Consider the following 17516-nt stretch of genomic DNA (forward strand, 5'->3'; position numbering starts at 1 on the left):
GTGCTCGAAGCGGGTCGGCGAGGTGGCCCTCTCGCTACCATTGCCGAGCCCGTGCAGAGCCTGAAGAGGTCAGGATGACCGCGACGCCGCCTGCGGCTTCGCCGACTCATGGAGGGATCGCCGTGCCGGATGGATGGCAGTGGGACAGCACCCTGTTCCAGGGAAGTGCCGCCTACTACGAGCGCGGCCGGCTGCCGTACGCTCCGGGCTTCGCCGGAACACTGGCCGCGGCGCTCGCCCTGGACGGCCGGGGCCGGCTCCTCGACGTCGGCTGCGGGCCGGGCATCGTGACGCTGGCCATGGCGCGGTTCTTCGCCGAGGCGGTCGGCGTCGACCCAGATGAGGACATGCTGGCCGAGGCCGAGCGGCAGGCCACGCGTCGCGGGGTGACCAACGCGCGGTGGGTGGCCGCGCGCGCCGAGGATCTACCGGCCGGTCTGGGTGAGTTCAGGGTCGTGGTGTTCGCCAACTCCTTTCACTGGACGGATCGCGATCGTGTCGCCGCGACCGTGCTGGAGATGCTGGAGCCGGGAGGCACGTTCGTCCACATGAGCGACCTCAAGAGTCCGCCCCCCGAACCGGCGCCGCCGCCGCTGCCCGCTCCGCCGTACGCGCGGATCAGCGACTTGGTTCGTCGCCATCTGGGCCCGGTGCGCCGCGCGGGTCAGGGAACGCTCGTCAACGGCACGCCCGGCCGGGAGGACCTCGTCCTGGCGCGGGCCGGGTTCGAGGACTTCCGACGGCATGTCGTGCCGGCAGGGGACGTGGTCAACCGCACCGCGGACGACATCGTGGCGTGGGTGTTCTCCCGATCCGACTCCGCCCCTCACCTGTTCGGCAGCGGGGTGGAGGACTTCGAGCGGGACCTGCGCGCGGTGCTGCAGCGAGCGGCGCCCGACGACCGCTTCGCTGAGCGTCTTCCGGCAACCGAGATCATGACCTGGCGCAAACCGCGTCGTGGGCGGTGACGGCGACACCGCGACGGCCTGCCGCCCGTCCGTGCTCGAAGGTCCGTCCATCCCGACGGTGTCCGAGGCTCCCAGATCTTCAGGAGGCGGCGGCTGAGCTTCTGGGGTTGGTTCCGTCCCACTCCTCCAGGGGAGCGCAGTGCCATTTCCACCCCGCCTGCCGCTCCTGGCCGGGCAGGTCCGCACGACCGTTGGCCCACAGCAGGGTCAGCCAGGGGTCCGTGTCCGTCGGCGCCCATGGGAACAGGCGCCGCAGTGTGGCCGCCGCGATCTCCTCACAGGGAACAAAGGGCTGATGGACGCCTGTCCCGACATCGGCGGTGTGCACGAGCATCTCGTCGCAGGCCATGGCCGCGAAGCCGGTCGCGTCGGCTCTGCCGTCGGGGTGCCATCCTCGGGCCTCGGGCGAGATTCCGGCGACAACATGCGCGAGGACGGTGGCGAAGGCGTCCACCGTGGCGATCAGGTCGTCCGGGTCGGATTCCGGGCGAACACGCATCTCCATGGTGCTCAGTTCTCTGTCGCCGGCGACAAGGTCCGTGGCGTACCAGATCAGGCAGTCACCGATGTGGGCCACGATGCCCGCCACAGTCCGGTCCATCCCCGGGATCTGCGTTTCCGCCCACTTCTGATCTGCCACTGAACGCAGGTAGGACCCGCATTCGTCAGCCGTGCGAAGAACGATAGCCGCATCCATATGCGAATCTTTGCACGAAAAGATGGCCGTCGATCGCCAGGGCTCTCGATCAGCGGGGCGGCCGGGCCCGGCAGGACGAACACCCCAGGCGGACGAAAATTCATCGGCGTGGGCCCGCCTGAGGATTCGGGCCCGGGAGACGCCAGCCGGATGCAAGATCTCTCCAAGTCATGTCCCCTACCGTCCTGGCCATGGGAAAGACACATGTCATCGGTGGAGTCCTCGCCCTCGTGATCGGCACAGGCGTCCCAGCCGCGGCGCAGGCGGCCGTGGCCTCCCCCATCCATTGGGGCCCCGTCACGTCGTCAGCGGGACACTCCGGCCACGCCAAGGCCGACGTCTGGATCACCGACTTCAGCGCCGAGACTTTCACCGTGCACGGCACGCTCCATGACCGCGACAGGCATCGCGGCCACTGTGCCTCCATCCGTGCCCGCTTCCACTACGTGGGCGGCGGCACCGGATGGAGCTGGCCCCGCTCGACCTGTTCGGCCAAGAGCCCCTTCCGGCTCACCTCGGACGGAGAGATCAAGCGGGTGGACGTCAGGGTCTGCCTCTACGACCTCGCCTCGCGCACGACGTTCACCTGCCACGCCGACGCCATCACGCCCGAAATCATCGCGAACTGGCCCCGGTGACGCTCCACGGGGTGAGCGGCGCGTCACTCACCGGCGAGCCCTCCCGTCTCCAGCAGCCGCCCACCGGACAGCTCCAGCCGGCGCTCCACCCCGATCTCGGCGAGGAAGCGCTCGTCGTGGCTGACCACCACGAACGCCCCCTCGTAGGCCCCGAGCGCGCTCTCCAGCTGCCCCACGCTGACCAGGTCGAGGTTGTTGGTCGGCTCGTCCAGCAGCAGCAGCTGCGGCGCAGGCTCGGCGCACAGCACGCAGGCCAGCGTGGCGCGCAGCCGTTCGCCGCCCGACAGCACGCCCACCAGCAGGTGCGCCCGCGGCCCGCGGAACAGGAAGCGGGCCAGCAGGTTCATCCGGTCCGCCTCCAGCATGCCGGGAGCGAACGCGGCCAGATTCTCGGCCACGGTGCGCTCGACGTCGAGCAGGTCGAGCCGCTGCGACAGGGAGGCGATCCGGCCGTCGGCCCGCCTGGCGCTGCCGCCGTCGGGCTCCAGCTCGCCGCTGACCAGGCGCAGCAGGGTGGACTTGCCCGCGCCGTTGGGGCCGGTCAGCGCGATGCGCTCGGGCCCGCGGATCGTCAGGTCGATGCCCGGCGCGGCGAACAGGCCGCGGGCCTGCAGATGCTCGCCGAGGAAGACCGTGCGCCCCGCGGGGACGTGGGTCCCGGGCAGTCGCAGCGTGATCTTCTGGTCCTCGCGCAGGGTGCGCCCGGCCTCCTCCAGCCTGGCCTTGGCGTCGCCGACGCGGGCGGCGTGCGTCTGGCCCGCCCGCCCGGCCGACTCCTGCGCGCCGCGCTTCATGTTCCCCGCGAAGATCCGCGGCAGACCGGCGTTCTTGAGGTTGCGGGCGGCGTTGCTCGCCCGGCGCTCGGCCCGCTCGCGGGCCTGCTGCATCTCCCGCTTCTCGCGCTTGAGCTCCTGCTCGGCGCTGCGCACGTTCCGCTCGGCGGCCTCCTGCTCGGTCCGTACGGCCTGCTCGTAGGCCGTGAAGCCGCCGCCGTAGAAGCGGACCTCGCCCCGATCCAGCTCGGCGATGCGATCCATGCACTCGAGCAGGGCCCGGTCGTGACTGACCACGAGCAGACAGCCGCTCCAGTCGCCGAGCACGGCGTAGAGCTTGCGGCGCGCGTCGAGGTCGAGGTTGTTGGTCGGCTCGTCGAGCAGCAGCACATCGGGACGCCTGAGCAGCTGCGCGGCCAGGCCGAGCGAGACGACCTGGCCGCCGCTCAGCGTGCGCAGCGTCCGCGCCAACTCGAGATCGCCGAGCCCGAGCCGGTCGAGCTGGGCTCGGGTGCGCTCCTCGATGTCCCAGTCGTTGCCGATCGTGGTGAAGTGCTCCTCACTCGCGTCGCCCGACTCGATGGCGTCCAGCGCGGCGATCACGGGGGCGATGCCCAGGACCTCGGCCACGGTCAGATCGCCCGCGAGCGGCAGGCTCTGCGGCAGGTAGCCGAGCACGCCGTTGACGGACACGCTCCCGCCACCGGGCCGGTACTCACCGGCGATCAGCTTGAGCAGCGTGCTCTTGCCCGCGCCGTTCGGGGCGACCAGGCCCGTACGGCCGGCGCCCACGGTGAAGGACAGGTCACTGAAGACCGGCGTGTCGTCAGGCCAGGAGAAGGACAGGGTGGAGCAGATGATGAACGCATCGGACATGCGGAAGACCTCGTACGTACGTGATCCGGGCGCGCCGAAGCCGCCCGGCAAACGGGACAGGGATTCGGGTACGACGACGGGGGCCACATCGGCGGCGGTCATGTGCGCCTGCCGGGGCCGGTCAACCTCCGGTATCACCCGGAGATGTCGTCGTCACCTGCCACGTCTGGTCTCCTAGCTTCCGAACGAGCGTTTTTCACCATAGCAGCCGTCGAGAACAGCGCGCGTCGGCCGGCCGGACCTCCTCCTGCCTCGACCGGTAGGCAGCTGCCCTGAGCAGCGACGGCTTCAGCTCCGTCACGGTCGAAGCCCGATCAGAGCGTGTGCCGGCCGCGGGCGCCGATGAGCGTGCCGAGTCCGTCCATGAGCATGCCGAGCCCGAATCGGAAGGCCCCCTCCGGGTCGGTCGCCAGGCCGGTGGCCTCGCCGAGGCTCGCCGCCACTCGCCTGGCGACGGGATAGGAGGCGCCCGCCATCGCCTTGCCCAGGCTCGGCCCGACGCTCTCCCACCACTGGGTGTCGGTCAGGGAGCTCTCCTGCCTGATGCGCCGCAACGAGATCGTCTCGCGCGCCGCGTTGGAGACCAGGCCGAGGATCGCCGTCAGGGTCTGGTCCATCTCGATGTCGCTCAGGCCCAGCCCGTCGAGAGCGGAGAGCTCGGTCTCGTACTTGCCCGAGACGCCGGGTCCAGGGACCGGGCGGCCCGCCGCGATGTCGACGGTCCACGGGTGGGCCATGTGGTGGTCCCAGTTGGCCTGGGCGATGTGCTCGATCCTGGTCCGCCACTGCCCTGCCTGCGCCGGTGGGGTGGTGTGGGCGTAGACCTCCGCGGCCACGGCGTCGAGCATGAGCTCGAGGAGCTCGGACCGTCCGGCGATGTAGGGGTAGAGAGCCATCGTGCTGACGCCGAGGTCGCCTGCCACGCGGCGGATGGTGAGCGCGTCGATCCCCTCCTGGTCGGCCAGGGCGATCGCCGCCCGGGTGATGACCTTCGGCGTCAGCCCTGACCGGCTCACGGCCTCCGTGGGCCGCCACAGCAGCCCGATCAACTTGGCCGGATCGCCCGGACGCTCCGCTCTCTTGGCCACCGAGGGCTCCTCTCTGGTTTCTTACAATGTATTGTACTGCGTAAGAAGCATGACTAGGCAGGAGGCAGGCTGCATGACCTCGCAATCGGTGGCAAGCCCCACGACGGCCCCGATCGTCGCTCGGGGAATCCGCAAGCACTTCCCCGGCAACGCGCGCCCGACGCTCGACGGCGTGAACCTCACGGTCGAGGCGGGGCGGGTGTGCGCGTTACTCGGCGGCAACGGCGCCGGCAAGACCACGATGGTCCGGATCTTGACGACGCTGACCCTCCCCGACGAGGGCACGGCCCGCGTCGCGGGCCGTGACGTCGTACGTGAGGCGACGCAGGTGCGGGCCTCTGTCGGGCTGGTCGGGCAGTACGCCGCGCTGGACGAGCTGCTGAGCGCGCGCGAGAACCTCGAGCTGTTCGGCAGGTTGTCGGGCCTGACCCGGCGCAGCGCTCGTGACAGGGCCGGCGAGCTGCTCGAAACGGCAGGGCTGGCCGACGTGGGCAGGCGGCCGGTGAGCGCGTTCTCCGGTGGGATGCGCCGTCGTCTCGATCTGGCGACCTCCCTGATCACCACACCCGGCGTGCTGTTCATCGACGAGCCCACCACGGGACTCGATCCCGAGGCACGGCACGGTCTGTGGGCCTCGGTGCGCTCCCTGGCCGCCGCCGGGACCACTGTCCTGCTGACCACCCAGTACCTGGAGGAGGCGGACGCGCTCGCGGACGACGTGGTGATCCTGCGCGAGGGCGCCGTCATCGCTCAGGGGACGCCGGACGACCTCAAGAAACTCGTGGGGGAGCCTCGCCTGGTGCTGCGGCAGCCCACCCTCGAAGACGTCTACCTCCACCTGCACGCGACAGCGCCCGAAGGAGCGTCCGCCTCATGACCACCTCGACCCTGTCCGGCCCGGTACGTACGCGCCTCTGGAGAGACGCGGCGATCATCACCGGACGCACCATGCGGCACTGGCGGGCCAGGCCCGGAGTCTTCGCGATCCAACTCCTGTTCCCCGTCCTCGTCATCCTCATGATGGGAGGCCTCCTCGGAGGCGCGATCGCGGGAAGCGCGGGAGACTACATCCTGTTCGTCATCCCAGGCGTCCTGGCGTTCACGATGCTGTTCGGCGTGGAGACGACCATGATCGCGGTCACCACCGACGCGGCGAAGACCGTCACCGACCGGTTCCGCTCGCTGCCGATCGCCCCCGGTGCGGTGCTCCTCGGCCGCGTCATGGCCGACATGCTGACCTCGGCCCTGGAGATCGCCATCATCACCGTGGCCGGTCTCGCCCTGGGCTGGCGGTGGGAGAACGGGCTGTTCGCAGCGCTGCTGGCCTACGGGCTGTTGCTGTGGCTGCGCTTCGGCCTTCTCTGGGTCGGTGTCTGGGCAGGCCTGAAAGCGGGCTCACCCGAGGCCGTGAGCGCCGCGCAGCTCCTGGCCTGGCCGATCGGGTTCCTGTCGACCGTGTTCGTCGACCCGGCCACCATGCCCCGCTGGCTCGGCGTGGCCGCCGAGTGGAACCCGCTCTCGGCGACGGCCACCGCCGTCCGCGAACTGTTCACCGGCGCCTACGCCGGGGGACAGACCTGGGCCGCGCAGCACGCGCTCGCCACCGCCATGATCGCGCCGCTCCTGCTCACTCTGATCTTCGCCCCCCTCGCGATCCGTACCTTCCAAGGACTCAACCGATGACCGATGTGATCAGGATCCGCGGCGCACGAGAGAACTCCCTCAAGAACGTCGATCTCGACATCCCCAAGCGCTGTCTCAGCGTCGTCACCGGCGTGTCGGGCTCGGGCAAGTCCTCCCTGGTCTTCGACACGCTCGCGGCGGAGTCGGGGCGGCAGCTCAACGAGACGTTCTCGGCCTTCGCGCAGGGGCGCCTGCCCAGCTACGGGCAGCCCGACGTCGACCACCTGGAGAACCTGTCCGCGGTGATCATCGTGGACCAGAAGCGTCTGTCGGGCGGCCCGCGCTCCACCGTGGGCACCGCGACGGACATCGGGGCGCGCCTGCGGCTGCTGTTCTCACGCATCGGCACGCCGTCCGCCGGCTACTCCAACGCCTACAGCTTCAACGACCCCGCAGGAATGTGCCCCAACTGCCAGGGCCTGGGGGTCTCCGCCGCTGTCGACGTGGGCGAACTGCTCGACGAGAACAGGTCGCTGTCCGAGGGCGCGATCACCTTCCCGCCCTTCGCACCTGGACAGTGGATGTGGAAGGCATACGCGCGCTCGGGGTTCTTCGACGTCGACAAGAAGATCCGCGACTACACCCCCGAGGAGCGTGACATCCTCCTGCACACACCCGCCGACACCCTCAGCCCACCCGCCGGCATGGACGCGGTCGGCACCGCGTACGAGGGCCTGCTCCCCCGATTCACCCGCATCTACCTCCAGCGGGAACCGGAGTCGTTCAAGGGCAGGCAGCGTGAGGCGTTCGAGCGGATCGTCACCCGGCGCCGCTGCCCCCAGTGCGGCGGCTCACGACTGGCCGAGCCCGCGCGCAACAGCCTCATCGCAGGGCGCTCCATCGCCGACTGCAACGCGATGCAGGTGGACGAGCTCCTCGCCGTCATCGACACCCTCGACCATCCCGAGGTCGCACCTCTGCTCAGCAGGCTGCGCGAGCACCTGCAGCGCCTGGTCACCCTCGGCCTGGGCTACCTGAGCCTCGACCGCGCGACCTCCACCCTGTCGGGCGGCGAGTCCCAGCGCATCAAGATGGTGCGCCACCTCGGCAGCGCCCTCACCGACATGCTCTACGTCTTCGACGAACCCACCGTCGGCCTGCACCCCCGCGACGTCCACACGCTCGGGCAGATGCTGCTCGCCCTCCGCGACCGCGGCAACACGGTGATCGTGGTCGAGCACGACCCGGAGATCATGGCCATCGCCGACCACTGCATCGACATGGGGCCTGGGGCAGGAGCGGCCGGCGGCCACGTCGTCTTCCAGGGCACCTACGCCGAACTCCAGCGGGCCGACACCCCGACCGGCGCGGGGCTGCGGGCGGAGCGGACCGAGCGCGCGGATCCGCGGCCCGCGAGCGCGTGGATGCTGATCGAGCGTGCCGGCACCCACAACCTCCGCGACGTCACGGTACGCATCCCGCGCGACGTCATGACCGTGGTCACCGGCGTCGCCGGATCCGGCAAGAGCAGCCTCGTCCTCGGCCACCTGCCGGCCGTCGAACCCGACGCCGTCGTGATCGACCAGCGGCCCATCCGCGGCTCCAGGCGGTCCAACCCCGCCACCTTCACCGGCCTGCTCGACCTCATCAGGCAGATCTTCGCCCGAGCGACCCGGCAGCCGGCCGGGCTGTTCACACCGAACTCCTCCGGTGGCTGTCCCGCCTGCGAAGGCACCGGCCTCATCTACACCGACCTGGCGTTCATGGAGGGCGTCACCACCCGCTGCGAGTCGTGCAAGGGCAGGCGCTTCACTCCCGAGGCGCAGCGCCACGAGGTCGACGGGCGCACCATCGCCGACGTCTTCGAGATGAGCGTCGACGAGGCCCGGCGCTTCTTCTCCCAGGAGCCAGTCCTGTCCGTCCTCGATCGTCTCGCCGACGTCGGCCTCGGCTACCTCACCCTGGGCCAGTCGCTCGACTCCCTGTCCGGAGGCGAGCGCCAGCGGCTCAAGCTGGCCGCAGAGCTGGCCACCCCCGGCCGGACGATCGTGCTCGACGAGCCCACCACCGGCCTGCACATCGCCGACATCGATCGGCTCATCGGCCTGATCGACCGGCTCGTGGACTCCGGCTCGACCGTCATCGTCATCGAGCACAACCTTGACGTCATCCTCGCCGCCGACTGGGCCATCGACCTCGGGCCCGACGCGGGACGCGACGGCGGTCACGTCGTCTTCGAGGGCACCCCGCACCAGATGATCGCCACCTCCGCCACCCACACCGCCCGTCACCTCCGACGCCACCTCGCCGCCCGCTCCCGGCGATAGCCGGCCGCCCGAGCATTTCTGGGCACGCATGCCCTGAGCGTCGTCGTCCTGCGGACGCGGTGGCGCGCGGCACCCTGCGCGACCCGCCGCCCGCCCGCCGATCCGCGACGCGCAGGCCACAGCCGGGCGCGTGGCCGGCCGGATCGCCGGGAGCGGGGCCTTCGGCGTCAGGCGTCGGCGACGTCCCGCGCCGGCCGGAAGCCGACCGCGTGGTCGCGCGCCCACTCGCGGAACGTGCGGGCGGGACGGCCGGTCACCTCCTCGACGGTCGTGGTGACCGGCTCCGGCTCGGTCACGATGCCGGCCCAGTAGTCGAGCGCGTCGTCCACCACGGCGGGGTCGCCCCAGGAAGCGATCATCTGCTCGCGGGCCTCCTCCCGCGGCTGCTCCTCGAAGCGCAGAGGGCGGCCGATGACCTCGCCGATGACGCGGACCTGGTCGGCCTGGGTGATGACCTCCGGCCCCGTGAGCACGTGACTCCTGCCACTGTGGCCGTCCTCCGTCAGCGCCTTGAAGGCCACGGCGGCGATGTCGGCCTCGTGGATGAGCGAGCGCGCCGCGCCGGCGTACGGTGCGCGCACCACACCACCGGTCCTGATGTCGTCGGCCCAGCCGAGGGTGTTGGTGGCGAACCCGCCCGCCCGCAGGAACGTCCACTCCACGCCGGACCGCCGCACCAGTTCCTCGATCTCGCCCCACACCCCGTTCTGCGCCGTGTCGCGCCCGTCCTGCACGGAGAAGGCGGAGACGTAGACGACCCGGTGCGCGTGCCGGGCGATCGCCTCGACGACGGGCTCCGCCCCTGCGGCCGAGAAGAACGGCCACAGCAGGAACACCGCGTCCACGCCCTCCAGGGCCGCCTCCAGGGTCTCCGGCTCGGTCAGATCCCCGCGCGCCACCTCGACGCCGCCGGGCAGGCCGGCCCTCCCCGGATCGCGGGTCAACGCCCGCACCGCCACGCCCGCCTCGGCGAGCAGGGACACCAGGTGCCTGCCGATGTTCCCCGTCGCACCGGTCACCAAGATCTTCTCTGAGGTCTTCATGCGACCATGCTCGAACGTGAACCAAGGTTTAAGTCAAGCCCCTCATGACACAAGGACGCCTCGGGTATTCCGCGAACTTCCGGCTACCCTGTGGCATCCAATGAATCATGAAAAAGCTACGCAAGACGCTCGCGCTGACCGCGTTGTCCCTTGTTTCGGGCACCGTCCTCGTCGCCTCGCCGGCGCACGCCGAGCCCGCCGGTACGGCCGGCTGTCCCACCCCCACCAAGGCGGAGGCCCGCCGATCCGCTGACGGGAAGGAGGACCGGCCGGCCAAGGGCGTCACCGCCCTGAAGGGCGTGCGCGTCGGCCATCTGCCGAAGGGCTTCCTCGCGGGTCAGGTCGTGGTGAACAAGCTGCGCGGGGCCGTCGAGTACGGCTACCAGTGGTACGACGACCGCGACGAGATCGACAGGAAGCACCGGTCGCTGTGGGTGCGCGTGGTGTGCTGGCCGGCGGCAGGCAAGCTGTCCCACCTGAAGAAGGCGCCGCTCGACCTCGGCACCTTCTCGGGCGACGACAAGACCGCCAGGATCGGCGGGCGCACGGTGCTCACCAAGGAGGGCGACGGAGCTCTCGGGCACGGGCGCTACGTCGGCTGGGTCGAGCGCGAGGGTGTGATCGTCACCGTGATGGCCAGCGAGCCGCTCGTCCCCGAGCTCGACGAGATCGTCAAGGGGATCCGGCTGTGAGTGAGGCGGTCTCCCGGCGGGACCCGGGGTCGTAGCTCCCGCGACAGAGCGGACGTTCAGCGGAACAGGTGGGCGTTCTCGTCCGCCCAGTCGTCGAAGCCGCGCAGCGGGCGGCCGATGATCTCCTGCACGGCGGGCCGCTGGTCGAGCGTCCACTGGGTGAGTTCGGCCAGCCGCGCGCCGTACTCCTCCAGGGCGTACAGCGTCACGTCGATGCCGCTGTCGGGCCAGCCGTGACGCCGCCAGTTCGCGCGGCTGTCGTCGGGTTTCACCTCGACGGCCGCGATGTCGCCGCCGACGGCTCTGGCGATGCTGGCCACGCGCGATCGGGTGCTGATCGGCGGTCCGACCGCCTCGAGGACGGCCCCGGCACAGTCGTCGGCACGCAGCGCCGCCACCGCCACGGCGGCGAGGTCGTCCTCGTGGATGAAGGGATAGTGGCCGCCGTCCAGGAAGGCCTCCCGCACGACGCGCTCGCCGCTGATCGTCTGCGGCCAGTCCGACCCTGTGGCGGGATAGGTGCCCTCGATCATCGCCCCCATCACCGCTGAAGGGCGGATGTGCGTCCACTCCATCCCGGAGCGTTCGACGGCCCGCTCGATGGCCAGCCAGAACCACGTCTCCGGCGGATAGGACTCCTCGTACTCCGGCCCGTGGGAGGACAGCACGACGATCCGCCGCACACCTGCGACTCTGGCGAGATCCAGGGCGTCCCGCACCGTCGTGGGCACGGCTCCGGCGAGGAAGACGCCGTCGACGCCGGCGAAGACCTCGGCGTACTCCAGTGGCCGGGTGATGGACCCCTCGACGACCTCGACCTCGTCAGGCCAGCCGTCCATCTGGGCGGGCTCGGCCAGAACGCGCACCCGGTCCCCCGCCTCCAGCAGTTGCCGTGCCAGGCTCCGCCCGACGATCCCCGTGGGGCTGCTGCCCGCGTCCTTTCTGGCGCTGACGGCAGTCAGCAGGCGCAGACCGGCCTGCCAGGTATTCGTGAACCGGTTGATTCCGCCCATGGCAAGAGCCTCCAACACGAGAGTGGAGATCTTGCGCCGCCCCCGGTGGCAGGGGGAGGTTGCGGATCCGAGATCGCCGACCCTACCACCCGTGCGGACCGCCCGCGTGTCCGCCGCGGAAGCCGGCGCCGAGCGGGTCGGACGCCGCCCTCGACGCCGCGCTCCGCGCTCAGCAGGAGGTTCGCGCGCCGAACCCGCCGCGCCATACCGCACGGCTGAGGGGGTACGGCTGAGGTTGTACGACCCGGTGAGGAAAGGCGTGGCTCATGTGCCGATGGCTTGTTTACTCGGGGACGCCCGTGCTGCTGTGCGACGTGCTGTACCGTCCGGTGCCGTCGCTGATCGACCAGAGCCTGCGCTCCCGGATGGGGGTGGAGACGACGAACGGCGACGGGTTCGGCATCGGCTGGTACACCGACGACATCGCCACCCCCGCGATCTTCAGGGACACCGGTCCGGCCTGGAACAACCGTAACCTGCGGGAGATCGCCGACCATGTGCGCTCTCCGCTGTTCTTCGCCCACATCCGCTCGTCGACCGGCACGGCGGTGCAGCAGACCAACTGCCACCCGTTCCGTCACGGACGCTGGATGTGGATGCACAACGGCGTGGTCGCGGGCTTCGACCGGCTCCGGCGGGAGCTGTGCATGGCCGTCGATCCCGCGCTGTTCTCCCGCATCGAGGGCACGACGGACTCGGAGGTGATGTTCTACCTGGCGCTGACGTTCGGCCTGGACGAGGATCCGCCGGGGGCCGTGGCCCGCATGGCCGGTCTGGTCGAACGGCTCGGCCACGACCACGGCATCGAGTTCCCGCTGCAGATGACGGTCGCGACGTCGAACGGCGAGCGGGTGTGGGTCTTCCGCTACTCCAGCCGGCGCGAGTCGCGCACGCTGTTCTACAGTTCCAGCGTCGAGTCTTTGCGCGCGCTGCACCCCGATGTCGCGTGGCTGCGCGGGCTGTCCGCCGACACCCGCCTGGTGGTGTCCGAGCCGCTCGGCGATCTGCCCGGAGCCTGGAACGAGCTCCCTGAGAGCAGCTACGGCGTCATCCCGCCCGACGGCGAGCTGCTGGCCGGGTTCGATGTGGCGATGACGGCTCACTGACCTACGCGCGGTCCTCGGGGACGGCCAGCTCGCCGAGGAGCGACCAGTCGTGCTGCGCCACCTCCGCGTTCACGATCCGCGGCGTCTCCGCCAGATACCCGGGAAGCGCCTGCTGCGCCTTCCTGAAGTGCTCGGACTGGACGTGGGCGGCGCCTGCCTCGCCGTCGCGGAACGCCTCGACCAGGACGTACTCGTCGGGCCTGTCGACGCTGCGCGACCAGTCGAACCACAGGCAGCCGGGCTCGCCGCGGGTGGCCCTGGTGAACTCGTCCGTGATCTCGGGCCACCTGTCGGCGTGCTCGGGCCGGACGCGGAACTTCGCGGTGATGAAGATCATTGTTGCTCGCTCCTTCAAGCTCGGAACCCGGCCCACGACACCGGGCGAGACGAGGCTAGCGCCCGCCCCATCATGATCGTCGACGGCTCGCTCGGCGAGCGGGTCGTCCGCTACAGTCATCCCGGGCGAACCGCCCACCCCTCACGTTGGGAGCGCATGATGGACGTACTCTCGACGCTGGCGCTGATCGCCGCGACGCTGTCCATGGGAATGGTCTCCAGCGTGTTCGCCCTCTACGCGCACACCGTCATGCCGGGCCTCAGGCGGACCGACGACCGCACCTTCGTCGGGGCGTTCCAGGCGCTCGACCGGGCGATCATCAATCCGTGGTTCATCGGCGGCGGCTTCCTCGGCGCGCTGCTGTTCACCATCGCCGCCGCCGTGACACAGCTCGGCAGGCCCGCCTTCGCGTGGATCGCCATCGCACTCGTGCTGTACGCCGTCACCGTCGTCATCACGATCGCCGCCAACGTGCCGCGCAACGACGCGATCAAGGCGGCGGGAGACCCTGACCGGATGGACGTGGCCGCGGTCCGCCGGCAGTTCGACGAGGCCAGGTGGGCCAGGTTCAACCTGGTCCGCGTGTTCACCAGCGTCCCCGCCTTCGCGCTGCTGGTCTGGGCGCTCGTGCTGCACGGCCAGTCGTCGGCCTGACGGCCGCCCTCGGGTGGACGGCCGCGGCGTCCTCGACCGTCCACCCTGGCATCACGGCGCGCCGGCGAGGTCGTCGGCGGCGATGTAGCCGAAGGTCATCGCGGGACCGAGCGTCGAGCCCGCTCCCGCGTAGCTGTGGCCCATCACCGCCCCGCTCGCGTTGCCCGCGGCGTACAGGCCGGGGATGACGGATCCGTCCGCGCGCAGCACGCGCGCCCGCGCGTCCGTGCGCATCCCGCCCTTGGTGCCGAGATCCCCTGGGACGATCTTGAGGGCGTAGTACGGCGGCAGCCACAGCGGCGCCAGGCAGGAGTTCGGGCGGACGGCGGGGTCGGTGTAGTAGTGGTCGTAGACGCTGTCGCCGCGATGGAAGTCCAGGTCCTTGCCCGTCCGCGCGAAGCCGTTGAACCTGGTGACCGTCTGCCGCAGGGCCGCGGACGGGACGCCGATCTTCGCCGCCAGGTCACCGATCGTCCAGGCCTTGTGGACGGCGCCCGCGGCGTACCAGGAGTCGGGGAACGGCAGCGTCGGCGCGAGGTCCTTGAACAGGTACCTGTTGCGGTAGTTCTGGTCCACGATCAGCCAGCAGGGAATGTGCGGCCCGCTGGCGTTGCGGTCGTACATGACGTGCACGACGTCGCTGTACGGCGCACCCTCGTTGACGAACCGCACGCCGTCCCCGTTGACCAGGATGCCGCCCGGCAGCGTGCGCTCGGCCAGGCAGAAGTACGGCTCGTCCGGCAGCGGGATCGCCGGGCCCCACCAGGCGTCGTCCATCAGGTCGAGGGCGGCTCCGGCGCGGCGGCCTGCCCTGATGCCGTCTCCGGTGTTCTCCTGGGCGCCGACCGTCCAGTCCGTCCCGATGGGCTGCCGCTGGAACTCCGTGCGCATGGCCAGGTCGTGCTCGAAGCCGCCCGAGCCGACGATGACGCCGCGCGAGGCCCTGACCAGCACCTGCCCGCCGTTGTGCGACACGACCACGCCCGTGGCCCTGCCGTCCCCGTCGAACCGCAGGTCCACCAGCGGCGTGTTCAGCCGCACCGGCACCCCGGCGGCCAGCAGACCCGCGCGCAGCCCGCCTGCCAGCGCCTGGCCCATCGTCAGGGGGATCTCCCCGCGCAGCGCGGCGGCGGTGTACCTGGCCACGCACTCGGCGGAGACGGCCGCCCCCTTGAGGTTGACGGCGGCGAGGTTGAGCCACTTGTAGTCGGCGCTGAACACGACGAGCCCCGCGGGCGTGGGGATGTAGGCGGGGTTCAGATGGGCGAGCTCGGCGCCGAGCACCCTGCCGTCGAGCTGGTCGGGCTCGATGGAGCGGCCGTTCGGCATCCCGCCCTGCAGCTCCGGATAGTAGTCGGAGTAGCCCTCCATCCAACGGAAGCGCAGGGGGCTGTTCCGCATCACGAACGAGATCATCGCGGGGCCGTTGGCGAGGAAGGCGGCCTGCCGGTCGGCGGGCGCCCCACCGCCCACGACCGCCGCGAGGTAGGCGGCCGCCTTCGCGGGCGTGTCGGGGACGCCCGCGGCCAGGATGACCTCGTTGTTCGGGATCCAGATGCCGGCTCCCGAGCGGGCCGCCGAACCCCCGAACGTGGGCGCCTTCTCGATCACCACGGTCCGCAGCCCGCGCCTGGCCGCCCGCAGCGCCGCCGTCATGCCTGCCGCGCCTGAGCCCACCACGACGACGTCGTAGTCCTCGACGGCCGCGTAGGCGGTGCCGCCGAGGCCGCCCAGCACGCCGGTGGTGAGGACGGCTCCCGCCGCCCCGCGTAACACCTGCCGCCTGGTGTGCCCTGGGAGGGGCGTCGGCTGGGGGTTCTGGTCCGTGGGCATGGCGCATCCCTTCGACGTGAGGCTGACCTGTGGCCGGCGCTTCGCGCCTGGCGTTGACGAAGCATGCGCTTGGTTGGTAGACCTGTCAACGGCGCGGGCCACGTCCCGCTCACTCCTGAGGCGCCTCGTCGGTCCAGCCCAGCCGCTTGACCACGTACGAGTCGAACACTTCGCCGTTGCCAGAGTCGCTCGCCTGACCGCCCGCAGGGATCAGCGCGTCCTGTACGGCGAGCAGATCGCCGCTGTCCCTGTCGATGACGATCTGCCGGCGCGCAGGAGAGGCTCCGTGCATCAGCGCGACCCCGGTGCGACCGTCGAGGTCGGTGACGCCGTCGGCCACCCGTGTGCCCGGCAGGTCGGCGAGTATCCGGTACAGCGCCGCCCTCGTGCCCGGGGTGCTCTCGGCGTCGAGGAGCAGCCACGTGGCGGCGCCCCAGAGCCACTCCTCCTGGCTGTCCACGCCACTCGCCGGGAAGTGCCTCAGCATCTCGGCCTTGAGCGCCTCGGGATCGGTGGGCAGTCCCGCCACGGGCTTGAGCGTCAGGCCCAGGGGGGTGAAGAAGGTCCTGCCGAGCCGGCAGTCGTCGCTGGGCTTGCAGAGCTTCGGCGAGCCGGCGTCCTTCCACGCCTGTTCGTCGGCGGCAGTGAGCGGTCTGGCGACCACGTCTCCCGTTTCCGTCCGCTGTCTCCCTTCTCTGTTCACCCACAGCACCTCCTTGACCCGCCGCTCGACGGTGAAGGTGGGATGGTCCTTGGTCCTGTCTCGCGATACGTGCAGCATCTCCCGCCGCCACCAAGCGCCGGTGCCGGGGGGTCGCGCGGCGAGCCGGTCGGCCGCCGCGCCGAGCACCGCGGCAGGCTCGGGCACCGCGGCCGTTTCGCCACCGGACCCGCCCAGCATGGACACCGCCACGAAGCCTCCGACCAGCACCAGGCTGACCGCCGCGGCCGCGAGCGCCACCCTTGACAGGGCAGGCAGGCGGTGACGACGGCGGGCGCCACCCAGCATCCGCGCGCGGACCGCCATCGCCCTGGCCTGGTCGGCGGGCGGCAGGTCCGGCATCACCTCGTCGATGAGCTGGAACTCCTTCATCACACCTCAACTCCCAACGCGTCACGCAGCTTGGTCCTGGCCCGGCTCAGCCGGGAGGCGACGGTGCCGTAGGCGACGCCGAGCGCCTCGGCCACCTCGTCGTAGGTCAGCTCGCCGTACGCGACGAGCAGCACGACATCGCGCTCGCCTGGCGACAGCCCGGCCAGCGCGGCCGAGAGTTTCTGGACGGTCACCCCGGCGGTGACCCGATCCACGACTCGCTGGTCGTGGCCGTCGTCGGCGGCGGGCGGACCGGACCTCGACAGAGCCCGGTAGCGTCGGAGTTCGGCCCGCCTGTGCCTGCCGATGAGGTTGGTGGCGATGCCGTACAGCCAGGGTCTTATGCCGCCTCGGGCGGCGTCGAAGCTGTCGCGCCGGCGGAACGCGACGAGAAAGGTCTCGGCGGCGAGGTCCTCGGCGATGTCGAGGTCGAGGCGTCGGCCGACATAGCGGCGTATCTCCTGGTAGTGCGCGTCGAAGATGACGGCGAATCGCTCGGGGTCGGCGACCGCTCCGTCGAGGGACATGGTCATGCAAGGGTCTCCCTTGCCGGGGAACATGGGACACCAGTGATTGCCCGTTCCCGGGAGACCCTTCCATCAGATCTCGGGCGGCTCGTCCTCTCTGCGCGCCGGCCGGTTCGTCGGGGCCGCGTCGGCGACCGCTCACGGGCGACGGCCGCGCCCTGCCCTGTCCGGCTCTCCCCCTGCTCTCAGTCTTCGCCGTGATAGGCGCGCAGCTCCCGGCGCGCCCGG

Annotated in this window: 17 protein-coding genes; 8 read left to right on the top strand and 9 right to left on the bottom strand. The window is 70.9% G+C overall.

Annotated elements, in window-relative coordinates:
* Nucleotides 1-122 precede the first annotated feature (122 nt).
* Nucleotides 123-968: a class I SAM-dependent methyltransferase gene (locus FHR33_RS16235; RefSeq protein WP_183648058.1), complete on the top strand. Its 846-nt coding sequence runs from the start codon at nucleotides 123-125 to the stop codon at nucleotides 966-968.
* Nucleotides 969-1047: 79 nt separating this feature from the next.
* Here the strand turns inward: FHR33_RS16235 and FHR33_RS16240 are convergent, their stop codons facing one another.
* Nucleotides 1048-1665, bottom strand: a complete 618-nt coding sequence (locus tag FHR33_RS16240; protein ID WP_183648061.1) for a maleylpyruvate isomerase N-terminal domain-containing protein — start codon at nucleotides 1663-1665, stop codon at nucleotides 1048-1050.
* Between the two features lie 191 nt (nucleotides 1666-1856).
* Here FHR33_RS16240 and FHR33_RS16245 point away from each other — a divergent pair, with 191 nt between their 5' ends.
* A complete protein-coding gene (locus FHR33_RS16245; RefSeq protein WP_183648064.1) occupies nucleotides 1857-2303 on the top strand; it encodes a hypothetical protein in 447 nt (148 codons plus the stop codon).
* Nucleotides 2304-2326: 23 nt separating this feature from the next.
* Here FHR33_RS16245 and FHR33_RS16250 read toward each other — a convergent pair whose 3' ends face one another.
* Together FHR33_RS16250 and FHR33_RS16255 are read right to left on the bottom strand one after the other, a co-directional pair.
* Complete coding sequence (locus FHR33_RS16250; protein WP_183648067.1) at nucleotides 2327-3952, bottom strand: ABC-F family ATP-binding cassette domain-containing protein; 1626 nt, start codon at nucleotides 3950-3952, stop codon at nucleotides 2327-2329.
* Nucleotides 3953-4266: 314 nt separating this feature from the next.
* The gene (locus tag FHR33_RS16255; RefSeq protein ID WP_183648070.1) at nucleotides 4267-5040 is read right to left on the bottom strand and encodes a TetR/AcrR family transcriptional regulator; all 774 of its coding nucleotides are present in this window, start codon (nucleotides 5038-5040) and stop codon (nucleotides 4267-4269) included.
* 73 nt (nucleotides 5041-5113) lie between these two features.
* On the opposite strand from FHR33_RS16255, the gene FHR33_RS16260 reads away from it, so the two are divergent.
* From FHR33_RS16260 to FHR33_RS16270, 3 genes are read left to right on the top strand one after another with little or no spacing between them, the layout of a single operon-like run.
* Nucleotides 5114-5917, top strand: coding sequence for an ABC transporter ATP-binding protein (locus FHR33_RS16260; protein WP_183648073.1), 804 nt, complete (start codon nucleotides 5114-5116; stop codon nucleotides 5915-5917).
* Entirely contained in the window at nucleotides 5914-6723 is an 810-nt protein-coding gene (locus FHR33_RS16265) for an ABC transporter permease (protein ID WP_183648076.1), read from the top strand. Before FHR33_RS16260 ends, FHR33_RS16265 begins: the two co-directional genes overlap by 4 nt.
* Nucleotides 6720-8990 (top strand): ATP-binding cassette domain-containing protein, encoded by a 2271-nt coding sequence (locus tag FHR33_RS16270; RefSeq protein WP_183648079.1) that lies wholly within the window; start codon nucleotides 6720-6722, stop codon nucleotides 8988-8990. The genes FHR33_RS16265 and FHR33_RS16270 overlap by 4 nt, the downstream gene beginning before the upstream one ends.
* A gap of 167 nt (nucleotides 8991-9157) precedes the next feature.
* On the opposite strand, the gene FHR33_RS16275 is transcribed toward FHR33_RS16270, so the two are convergent.
* Nucleotides 9158-10033: an SDR family oxidoreductase gene (locus FHR33_RS16275; protein ID WP_183648082.1), complete on the bottom strand. Its 876-nt coding sequence runs from the start codon at nucleotides 10031-10033 to the stop codon at nucleotides 9158-9160.
* Between the two features lie 107 nt (nucleotides 10034-10140).
* Here FHR33_RS16275 and FHR33_RS16280 point away from each other — a divergent pair, with 107 nt between their 5' ends.
* Nucleotides 10141-10725, top strand: a complete 585-nt coding sequence (locus FHR33_RS16280) for a hypothetical protein (protein ID WP_183648085.1) — start codon at nucleotides 10141-10143, stop codon at nucleotides 10723-10725.
* Nucleotides 10726-10781: 56 nt separating this feature from the next.
* On the opposite strand, the gene FHR33_RS16285 is transcribed toward FHR33_RS16280, so the two are convergent.
* The gene (locus FHR33_RS16285) at nucleotides 10782-11738 is read right to left on the bottom strand and encodes an NAD(P)H-binding protein (RefSeq protein ID WP_183648088.1); all 957 of its coding nucleotides are present in this window, start codon (nucleotides 11736-11738) and stop codon (nucleotides 10782-10784) included.
* Nucleotides 11739-12004: 266 nt separating this feature from the next.
* Here FHR33_RS16285 and FHR33_RS16290 point away from each other — a divergent pair, with 266 nt between their 5' ends.
* Nucleotides 12005-12844, top strand: coding sequence for a class II glutamine amidotransferase (locus tag FHR33_RS16290; RefSeq protein WP_183648091.1), 840 nt, complete (start codon nucleotides 12005-12007; stop codon nucleotides 12842-12844).
* Nucleotide 12845: 1 nt separating this feature from the next.
* On the opposite strand, the gene FHR33_RS16295 is transcribed toward FHR33_RS16290, so the two are convergent.
* Entirely contained in the window at nucleotides 12846-13181 is a 336-nt protein-coding gene (locus FHR33_RS16295) for a putative quinol monooxygenase (RefSeq protein ID WP_183648094.1), read from the bottom strand.
* 156 nt (nucleotides 13182-13337) lie between these two features.
* On the opposite strand from FHR33_RS16295, the gene FHR33_RS16300 reads away from it, so the two are divergent.
* Complete coding sequence (locus tag FHR33_RS16300) at nucleotides 13338-13835, top strand: anthrone oxygenase family protein (protein WP_221241124.1); 498 nt, start codon at nucleotides 13338-13340, stop codon at nucleotides 13833-13835.
* A 51-nt stretch (nucleotides 13836-13886) separates the two neighbouring features.
* On the opposite strand, the gene kstD is transcribed toward FHR33_RS16300, so the two are convergent.
* From kstD to FHR33_RS16315, 3 genes are all read right to left on the bottom strand, one after another.
* A complete protein-coding gene (kstD, locus tag FHR33_RS16305) occupies nucleotides 13887-15668 on the bottom strand; it encodes a 3-oxosteroid 1-dehydrogenase (RefSeq protein WP_183648096.1) in 1782 nt (593 codons plus the stop codon).
* 109 nt (nucleotides 15669-15777) lie between these two features.
* Nucleotides 15778-16761 carry a CU044_5270 family protein gene (locus FHR33_RS16310; protein WP_183648098.1) on the bottom strand — a complete coding sequence of 328 codons (984 nt, stop codon included), beginning with the start codon at nucleotides 16759-16761 and terminating at the stop codon, nucleotides 15778-15780.
* Complete coding sequence (locus FHR33_RS16315; RefSeq protein ID WP_183648100.1) at nucleotides 16761-17294, bottom strand: RNA polymerase sigma factor; 534 nt, start codon at nucleotides 17292-17294, stop codon at nucleotides 16761-16763. The genes FHR33_RS16310 and FHR33_RS16315 overlap by 1 nt, the downstream gene beginning before the upstream one ends.
* Nucleotides 17295-17516 lie beyond the last annotated feature (222 nt).

This window comes from Nonomuraea dietziae, from assembly GCF_014195505.1.
Classification (GTDB): Bacteria; Actinomycetota; Actinomycetes; order Streptosporangiales; family Streptosporangiaceae; genus Nonomuraea; species Nonomuraea roseola.

Bases quoted from the DNA above. Each gene is read 5' to 3' on its own strand.
- FHR33_RS16240 (WP_183648061.1), bottom strand. From the start codon at position 1,665: ATGGATGCGGCTATCGTTCTTCGCACGGCTGACGAATGCGGGTCCTAC.
- FHR33_RS16245 (WP_183648064.1), top strand. From the start codon at position 1,857: ATGGGAAAGACACATGTCATCGGTGGAGTCCTCGCCCTCGTGATCGGC.
- FHR33_RS16250 (WP_183648067.1), bottom strand. From the start codon at position 3,952: ATGTCCGATGCGTTCATCATCTGCTCCACCCTGTCCTTCTCCTGGCCT.
- FHR33_RS16260 (WP_183648073.1), top strand. From the start codon at position 5,114: ATGACCTCGCAATCGGTGGCAAGCCCCACGACGGCCCCGATCGTCGCT.
- FHR33_RS16265 (WP_183648076.1), top strand. From the start codon at position 5,914: ATGACCACCTCGACCCTGTCCGGCCCGGTACGTACGCGCCTCTGGAGA.
- FHR33_RS16270 (WP_183648079.1), top strand. From the start codon at position 6,720: ATGACCGATGTGATCAGGATCCGCGGCGCACGAGAGAACTCCCTCAAG.
- FHR33_RS16275 (WP_183648082.1), bottom strand. From the start codon at position 10,033: ATGAAGACCTCAGAGAAGATCTTGGTGACCGGTGCGACGGGGAACATC.
- FHR33_RS16280 (WP_183648085.1), top strand. From the start codon at position 10,141: ATGAAAAAGCTACGCAAGACGCTCGCGCTGACCGCGTTGTCCCTTGTT.
- FHR33_RS16285 (WP_183648088.1), bottom strand. From the start codon at position 11,738: ATGGGCGGAATCAACCGGTTCACGAATACCTGGCAGGCCGGTCTGCGC.
- FHR33_RS16290 (WP_183648091.1), top strand. From the start codon at position 12,005: ATGTGCCGATGGCTTGTTTACTCGGGGACGCCCGTGCTGCTGTGCGAC.
- FHR33_RS16295 (WP_183648094.1), bottom strand. From the start codon at position 13,181: ATGATCTTCATCACCGCGAAGTTCCGCGTCCGGCCCGAGCACGCCGAC.
- FHR33_RS16300 (WP_221241124.1), top strand. From the start codon at position 13,338: ATGATGGACGTACTCTCGACGCTGGCGCTGATCGCCGCGACGCTGTCC.
- kstD (WP_183648096.1), bottom strand. From the start codon at position 15,668: ATGCCCACGGACCAGAACCCCCAGCCGACGCCCCTCCCAGGGCACACC.
- FHR33_RS16310 (WP_183648098.1), bottom strand. From the start codon at position 16,761: ATGAAGGAGTTCCAGCTCATCGACGAGGTGATGCCGGACCTGCCGCCC.
- FHR33_RS16315 (WP_183648100.1), bottom strand. From the start codon at position 17,294: ATGACCATGTCCCTCGACGGAGCGGTCGCCGACCCCGAGCGATTCGCC.